The sequence below is a fragment of the Arenimonas sp. genome (assembly GCF_019459675.1).
GTDB lineage: Bacteria > Pseudomonadota > Gammaproteobacteria > Xanthomonadales > Xanthomonadaceae > Arenimonas.
Window position 1 is genome coordinate 1 of sequence record NZ_JAIBFH010000137.1, and the last position, 7,343, is coordinate 7,343.

Sequence of the window (7,343 nt, forward strand, 5' to 3'; positions counted from 1 at the left end):
CCTAACCCTGGGGCGGTTTTGTTGCCCAGGGGGCCCTCGGGTACTTAGCGCCGGGCGGCCGGGGGCGTGCGCACGCCGCGGTCGCCGATGTTGGCCAGGAAACCCGGCGAGTTGAGCAATTCAACGTTGAACCCGTCGTCAGACGGGCGCAGCTCCGACAGCTGCAGCCGGTCGGTTTCCAGGATCAGCATGGGCTCAAGGACCGTAAGCGGGGTTTCCCCCAGTTAAGCGCCGCCAGCCGACGCGCGCAAGCTCGACCGGCTCAGGGGCGGGCGAGGGTCACCAGGCGGCGGCCGGCCTGCGTGGTGACGATGCGCGTGGTCTGGGGCGCGTTGGCAGGCATCCGCTGGACCTGACTGTCGAACCTCAGCACTTCGCCGATGACGATACGAAATCCCACGGTTGCGCTCGCGCTGGTGGCGCTCGAAGCCGGCGTGTCCTGCGATGCCGTGCCCGCTGCCGCGGCGCCGTTGCCAGCCAGCGCGAGGAACAAAAGCAGGGCGAGGTGCGAAGCGCTGTGCTGTGTGGCCACCAGTGTTCTCCCTTTTGCACCTGCCTGGCCGCGTCTTGCGGTGGCTTGTTGCAAGAGAGTCTAGGCAGTCAACTGCCGTGGCGATGCGGTCTTCCTCACAGTTGCAGTGAGTGGGATATACCGCACGTTTCAAGGGTTTTCCTGCGCTTGCACACGCTTTCGAAACGGTCTGCGTCACAGTTCCGGGCCCAAACCGGCCGTGCGTCACGAATCGGGATGAACGGCGCGACTACGTGCTGAACGAATGCGTCGCCATGCTCAGGCTGACGCGGTCGCGCCCGTCGCGCTTGGACTGATACAGCGCGTCGTCAGCCTTGGCCAACAGCGCCTCGAAATAGTGGCCGCAGTTGCGCGACGCGGCCACGCCGAAGCTGGCGGTGATGGAGAATTCATGGCCCGAGGCGAGCGTGTCTATCGAGGCGATGCGCAGCCTGCACTCACGGGCCAGCGCGGCGCTGGCCTCCAGGTCGCTGCCCACCAGCAGGAACGCGAACTCCTCGCCGCCCAGGCGGCCAAGCAGGTCGTCGCGGCGGCAAACCTGCAGGCAAGCCTTGGCCACTTCCCTGAGCGCCCAGTCGCCGGTGGCGTGGCCGTACTGGTCGTTGATGGACTTGAAGTGGTCCAGGTCCAGCATCACCAGGCCCACCTGTTCGTTGGCCTTGCGGCACTGTTCCAGCACCGTGGTGGCCCGGCGGGTGAAGTGGTGGCGGTTGCTGATGCCGGTGAGCGCGTCGGTTTCAGCCAGCTTGCGCAGCGACACCTGCATGCGCTTGACCTTGTAGGCCCAGTAGCCGATGGAGGCCAGCAGCACCGCCAGCAGGGCGATCAGCAGGCGGTTGGCCTGGGTGGTCTTGGTGGTGACCGCCCGCTCAAGGGTCAGCACCTGGTTCTGCTTGTTGAGAAGCTCGATGGTCTGGATCTTCTGCTGGGTCTCGTTCCTGACCATCTGGAAGGCCATTTCCCGCGCCTTGATGCTGTCCATCAGGGCCTTGTCGGTCTCGGCGAACTTAATGTGGTGTTCAAGCGCGGCCGCGGCGTCGCCGCGCAACATGGCGCTTCGATACAGGACCCGATACGCCGCCACCAGCGGCAGGGAATGGGCGATGCCGGCGCTTTCTCTAACGGCCTCGCCGGCATGGAAGTCAGCTTCGTCGTAATAGCCAAGCGCGAAGTTCTGTTCGGCCAGCAAGGAGTGGATTTCGCCCACCAGGCGCGGGTAACGGGTGGACTCCACTTCAGGCAAGTGTTCGTAAAGCAGCGAGATGGCTTTGGCGTGATCGCCGCGGTCTCCCCACAGGCGCGCCAGCTGCGCCCTGGCGAAATTCGCCGCCACCGGCTCTCCTGTCGCGGTGCAATGCTGCACGAGGGCTTCGATGGCCGTGTCTTCACCCGTCAATGGACCCAGGCCGTAGAGCGCCTCCATGCGCAGCGTGCCCGCGAAGCAGCGGGTGCGGTCACTCGGGTTGTCGGCGAGCATGAGGTCGGCGTACCGCTTGCCCTGCTCGAACTGGCCCACCTGGTTGTAGATCACGCCGGCCGCTGACCAGCCATGGCGCAGCGCCTCAAGGTCCTGGATTCCGTCGGCCAGGGCCAGCGTCTGGTCGAGGTAGCGCAGGCCCTCCGGGAACTGACGGGTGGCGGCATAGCTGTTCACGATCAGGGCGCCGGCGCGGAACTTCAGGCTGACGTCGGTTGAATCGCTGAAGATGCTCTTGGCGGCTTCGATGGCGAGGTCAAAACGCCCGGTATAGGCCAGGTGGTAGGCCTTCAGGTACTGCAGCTGCTGCTTCTGGTCCGGACTGGCGGCGTCGATGCTGGCATTCATCTGTCCCAGCAACGACTGCAGCTGCTCGGGATCCGTGCTGCGAATCTGATCGGCCTGGACCAGCATCGCCTCGAAAGCCGGTGAGCCGGGCGCGGCCGCCACGGGGTAAGCCACGCACAGGGTCGCAGCCAGCAGCAAGGCCTGGAGCGTCCGGTGCATGGTGTGGCGGGCCGCGCCAGGGCTCAGTGGCGGCCGGTGTGGCGGATGGACGACTTCGGTTCGTCGTTGACCGGCTGATCTTCGTCGCCGACCGGCTCGTCCGTGTCCTTCTTTTCTTCGCCGTCGGCCGGGTACAGCAGGCACATCATTTCCATGCGACCGCCGAGCAGGCCGTTGAGTGCCGACGGGTCGCGGTCAAGCAGCGCCTGCCGGGGAGCGTCGTCAAGGCCCAGTGCGTCGACGGCCGCGGCGTAGTCTTCCTGCGACTGGCTGGCCAGCGAGGGGTTGTTGCCCATCTTTTCCAGAAAAGTGATCACGTTGGACATGTGCGGTTCCTCGGTTGGGGTGGATGTTGCGGGGGTCACGCCGACGCCGCAGCGGCATCGAGCTCGGATAGCTTGGCAAGCATCGCAGGATTGGGTGTCAGCTGCCGGCATGGCGCCAGCACCAGGGTGGACTGCACGCCAACCTCGACGCCCGCCAGATCGCGCAGGGCGACAACGTCCACGCGCGGCCGGCTGATCGGCACGGTGGCGGCTTCGTAAACCGTGCACGGGTGGTCGAGCGGATAGTCCTGCGCCAGCAGGTCCACCAACAGCTGCCGGTACGCCGGGCCGGTTGAAAAGCGCCGGTAGCTGCGGTCGCCGGCGATGCCGATCTGCCAGACGATGAGATAGGCCGACGGGTCGATACGTCGCTGGTAGAACATCAGTTGGCTGGCTTCGTAGTGCTGGCAGCCCACGGTGCCCGGATCGATGCCCAGGTCGGCATACAGGCAATCTTCCGCTGAAATGCCCGGCTCCATGTGCGCCGGGAACCCTTCGGCGCGCGCCTGTGCGATCGCCCGGTGCGGCGCCTGTGCGAACACCCCGGGGTGGCCATAGAACGCGCCGCAGACGGTCTTGCCGGCGCGCACCTGGGCCAGCATCACGTCCACCATCTCGCGGTAGGTGTCGTGGCGGGATTTGCCTTCCGCATACAGCGGCTGCAGGCTGCGCACGTCCGGGTTCATCTGCTGCAGCCACAGTTCCACCAGCGGGTCGGACACGGCGACGAACACCACGTCGGCCTGCTCGATGTGGCTGCGCGCACGCGGGCTGATGTGTGCGCCCAGCGTCATGCCAATGCCGACGCAGGCCAAGCTCCCCGGTTTATCCATGTCCCCGAATGCCGTCTTGAAAGAGGCCGCCCGAGGGTAGCGGATTGGCGGTGGAAAGTCGCCGGGGCGAGGCGGCCCAGCGTCGCTGCGTCAGCTGCCAGCGCCAGCGGCCGGAGCCAGCCGCGGGTGCCATCTGCTCGAAGCCCAGCGTGGCCATCAGCCCGGCGGCAAGGGCGTGGCCCGGGTCATGGCGCGTGTGCAGCCGCTGTAGCTGCATCACCGCAAAGGCGTGGTCGGCCAGGGCAGCGATGGCCTGGGTGGCGACGCCGCGGCCCTGGTGTTCTTCGGGCAGCAGCACGCCCACTTCGGCGCCGCCGGGCTCGTCGAGCGACAGACCGATCAGGCCCAGTGCCTGGAAGCTGGCGCGTTCCTGGATCACCCAGAAAATGCGCACCGGTTGCGTCGCGGCGTTGAACTGCAGCGCGGCGCGGAAGCCGTGCGCTGCGCTGCTGGCGTCCTGTGCGCTGGCGATTTGGTGCAAAGCCAGCGGGTCGGTGTACAGCCGCGAGTAAAGCGGCTCGTGAGCCTCGGCCAGTGGCCGCAGGTCCAGCTGCTGTCCGTGAATCGTGGCGATCATGGCCAACGCGCCTGCGAAACGAGGTAGCGCCGACCCTAGCGCGTCACACCCCTGCGCTGCCAGCACGGCCAAAAAAAAGGCCGGCCCAACGCGTCGGGCCGGCCTGGAGCATGAGGAAAGCGGATCAGTTGCTGACGATGGCCAGGTCGCTGGTGATGCGCGCGGCCGGGTCAACGGCCACGGACACCGAAGACCGGCTGAACTGCTTGCCCCCTGGCGCCGTCCAGTCGCAGGCCTGCGGCTCGGGCGACTGGGGCCGGAAGCAGACCGGGATCAGCACCGTTGCGCCCACCGGCTTGCCGTCGGCCAGTTCGGGCAGGAAGCGCCAGTTGCCGGCGGCGGACTCGGCGGCCTGGGTGAAGTCACGGCGCGAGCTGGAACTCGACACCGCCACCACGCGGCGGACCGCGCCCTTGGCGTCGACCTTGAGCTTGAGCACCACCACGCCGCCGTCGCCCTGGCGCAGCGCCGCCGCCGGGTAGCCGGGCGCGGTCATGCTGGTGAGGGCGGGGCCGGTGGCGGCAGAGACGATACGGGTCTGGGCCGGGTCCATGCCGGGCGAGGCGATGCCCAGGCGCAGGTAGGTGCGGGTGGGAACCGCAGCGCCGTCCACGTCGGCGGGACGGAAGGTCCAGCTCCGGACTTCGGCTTCCACCGCGGCTTCGATCAGGGGCAGGTCGGGCGAGGCGGTGGGCGTAAGCGCCGTGATGGTGCCGTCCCGGTCCAGGTCAAGCGCGTAGGTGAGGTTGAAGTTGCTTGCCTCGGCCGTGGCCGCGATGGCCGGCGAAGCGGCGCCGAGCGAGGCGGCGACGAGGGTGGTCAGGAAGATGTTCATTGGCGTCTCCAGCGCAGGCGAAGGGCCAGCACACGCAGGTTACAACCGTATGACGGTGCCCGTTACCACAAGCCCATGAATTTTATATGACAAAAACCGGCCCCGATCGCCCCGGTTTGCAGAAGGGCGGCTTTCGGTACATCGTTCTGCCTCCCCATCCTGCCGATACCGCCGTGACCAGCGAACAGCAGATCCTGAGCCGCCTCGAGACCCTCAACGCCATCGGCGCCGCGCTGTCGCACGAACGCGACCTGCCCACCCTGCTCGAGCGCATCCTGGAGGCCGCCCGCGAGTTTGCCCACGCGGACGGCGGCACCCTGTACCGGGTGGAGGGAGACACGCTGGTGTTCGAGGTGCTGCGTAACCATTCGCTGGGCTATGTGATGGGCGGACGGAATGGCCAGCCGATCAATTTCCCCCCGCTGCCCATGCATGACGCCCAGGGCCGGCCCAACCACGGCATGGTGGTGGCGCACGCGGCGCTCACCGGCACCACCGTCAACATCCCCGACGCCTATATGGCCGAAGGCTACGACTTCTCCGGCACCCGCGCCTTCGACGCCCAGACCGGCTACCGCTCGCAGTCTTTCCTCACCGTGCCGATGAAGGACCACGACGGCCATGTGATCGGCGTGCTGCAGCTCATCAATTCCAAGAACGCCGCCGGCCACGTGGACGCCTTCAGCCAGGCCGAGCAGCAGCTGGTGGAATCGCTGGCCTCGCAGGCGGCCATTGCGCTCAACAACCGGATACTGATCACACAGCTGGAAAACCTGTTCGAGGCGCTGATCAACCTGATCAACACCGCCATCGACGAGAAGTCGCCCTACACCGGCGGCCACTGCGAACGCGTGCCGGTGCTGACCAACCTGCTGGCCGAAGCCGCGGCGCGCACCGACGTGGGCCCGCTGGCGTCCTTCACGATGAGCGAGAAAGACCGCTACGAGCTCAAGATCGCCGGCCTGCTGCACGACTGCGGCAAGATCACCACGCCGGTGCACGTGGTGGACAAGGCCACCAAGCTGCAGACCCTGTTCGACCGCATCGCGCTGCTGGACACGCGCTTCGAGGTGCTGCTGCGCGACGCCGAGATCGCGCACCTGAAGGGCCAGCTGGACGCGCAAGCCTACGACGAAGCCGTGACGCGGCTGGCGGCCGACCGGGAGTTCGTGCGCCAGTGCAACACGGGCGGCGAGTTCATGGCCGACGACAAGATCGCGCACATCATGCGCATTGCCGGCTACCGCTGGCGCGCGCCCGACGGCAGCGACCAGCCCTTCCTTTCCGCCGACGAGGTGGAAAACCTGTGCATCCGCCGCGGCACCCTCACCGCCGCCGAGCGCGAGATCATCAACCACCACATGGTGATGACCATCCGCCTGCTGGAGGCACTGCCGTGGCCCAAGCACCTGACCCAGGTGCCCGAGTACGCCGGTGGCCACCACGAGCGCATGGACGGCAAGGGCTACCCGCGCGGCCTGACGCGCGACCAGATGAGCGTGCAGGCGCGGGTGATGGGCGTGGCCGACGTGTTCGAGGCGCTGACGGCCAGCGACCGTCCTTACAAGCTGGGCAAGACGCTGACCGAATCGCTGACCATCCTGGGCCGCATGAAGGTGGAACACCACGTGGACCCGGACCTGTTCGACGTGTTCCTGCGCGAGCGCGTTTACCTGGAGTACGCGCAGCGCTTCCTGGCGCCCGGACAGATCGACGCCATCGACTGGACCCGCATCCCGGGCGTGTCGCCGGAGCTGGCGGCCGAACTGGCGGCGATGGACGCGCGCGGCTAGCCGGACGCAGGCGTGCGCCCCAGGCGCGCGCGTTCGAACCACCACAGCGCGGCCGACAGCAGCAGCCAGCCCAGCAGCCAGGGCCAGCGCGGGCCCGGGGCTTCCACGGCGGTGATGTCTGCGGCGGCCGCAGTGGCATTGGCGGCGAGCGCCTGTGTGGCCTCGCGGCGTTCGGCGGCGAGCAGCCCCGGGGCTTCGTCTGCGCCGCGCACGGGGAAGGCGGCCGTGGTTTCGCCCACCGTCAGCGCGTGCCAGCCGGACGACGTGGGCCAGAAGGCGGCACAGCCCGTGGCCGTATCGCGTGCAAGTGTGATGGCGCTGGCGTCGGGCGCGCGCAGCGCTGCGCTATCGTCCAGGCCACACAGCACGCTGCGATCGCCGACGCGCGCCGATGCCGGCACGGCGGGAGCGCCGGCACCTTTCGGGCGCGCGATGGTTTCCAGGCTGGTGGCCCACAGCCCGC

At 67.8% G+C, this 7,343-nt stretch carries 8 protein-coding genes and 1 pseudogene; 1 reads left to right on the forward strand and 8 read right to left on the reverse strand.

Features of this window, described 5'->3' with window-relative positions:
* Window positions 1–44: 44 nt before the first annotated feature.
* The 7 genes from K0M70_RS04920 to K0M70_RS04950 form a co-directional block, all read right to left on the reverse strand.
* Window positions 45–191 (reverse strand): hypothetical protein, encoded by a 147-nt coding sequence (locus K0M70_RS04920; RefSeq protein WP_290780049.1) that lies wholly within the window; start codon window positions 189–191, stop codon window positions 45–47.
* A 71-nt stretch (window positions 192–262) separates the two neighbouring features.
* Entirely contained in the window at window positions 263–532 is a 270-nt protein-coding gene (locus tag K0M70_RS04925; RefSeq protein WP_290780051.1) for a hypothetical protein, read from the reverse strand.
* Between the two features lie 229 nt (window positions 533–761).
* On the reverse strand, window positions 762–2,516 hold the full coding sequence (locus K0M70_RS04930; protein WP_290780054.1) for a GGDEF domain-containing protein: 1,755 nt from the start codon (window positions 2,514–2,516) through the stop codon (window positions 762–764).
* A 23-nt stretch (window positions 2,517–2,539) separates the two neighbouring features.
* The gene (locus tag K0M70_RS04935) at window positions 2,540–2,842 is read right to left on the reverse strand and encodes a hypothetical protein (protein WP_290780057.1); all 303 of its coding nucleotides are present in this window, start codon (window positions 2,840–2,842) and stop codon (window positions 2,540–2,542) included.
* 35 nt (window positions 2,843–2,877) lie between these two features.
* Window positions 2,878–3,675 carry an SAM-dependent methyltransferase gene (locus K0M70_RS04940; RefSeq protein ID WP_290780060.1) on the reverse strand — a complete coding sequence of 266 codons (798 nt, stop codon included), beginning with the start codon at window positions 3,673–3,675 and terminating at the stop codon, window positions 2,878–2,880.
* Window positions 3,668–4,252, reverse strand: a complete 585-nt coding sequence (locus K0M70_RS04945) for a GNAT family N-acetyltransferase (RefSeq protein ID WP_290780063.1) — start codon at window positions 4,250–4,252, stop codon at window positions 3,668–3,670. Before K0M70_RS04945 ends, K0M70_RS04940 begins: the two co-directional genes overlap by 8 nt.
* A 124-nt stretch (window positions 4,253–4,376) precedes the next feature.
* Complete coding sequence (locus tag K0M70_RS04950) at window positions 4,377–5,087, reverse strand: TonB family protein (protein ID WP_290780066.1); 711 nt, start codon at window positions 5,085–5,087, stop codon at window positions 4,377–4,379.
* Between the two features lie 173 nt (window positions 5,088–5,260).
* Here K0M70_RS04950 and K0M70_RS04955 point away from each other — a divergent pair, with 173 nt between their 5' ends.
* Window positions 5,261–6,880, forward strand: a complete 1,620-nt coding sequence (locus K0M70_RS04955) for an HD family phosphohydrolase (RefSeq protein ID WP_290780069.1) — start codon at window positions 5,261–5,263, stop codon at window positions 6,878–6,880.
* On the opposite strand, the pseudogene K0M70_RS04960 reads toward K0M70_RS04955, so the two are convergent.
* A pseudogene (locus K0M70_RS04960) lies at window positions 6,877–7,343 on the reverse strand (carboxypeptidase regulatory-like domain-containing protein); the annotation flags it as partial. The gene K0M70_RS04955 and the pseudogene K0M70_RS04960 sit on opposite strands and share 4 nt — an antisense overlap.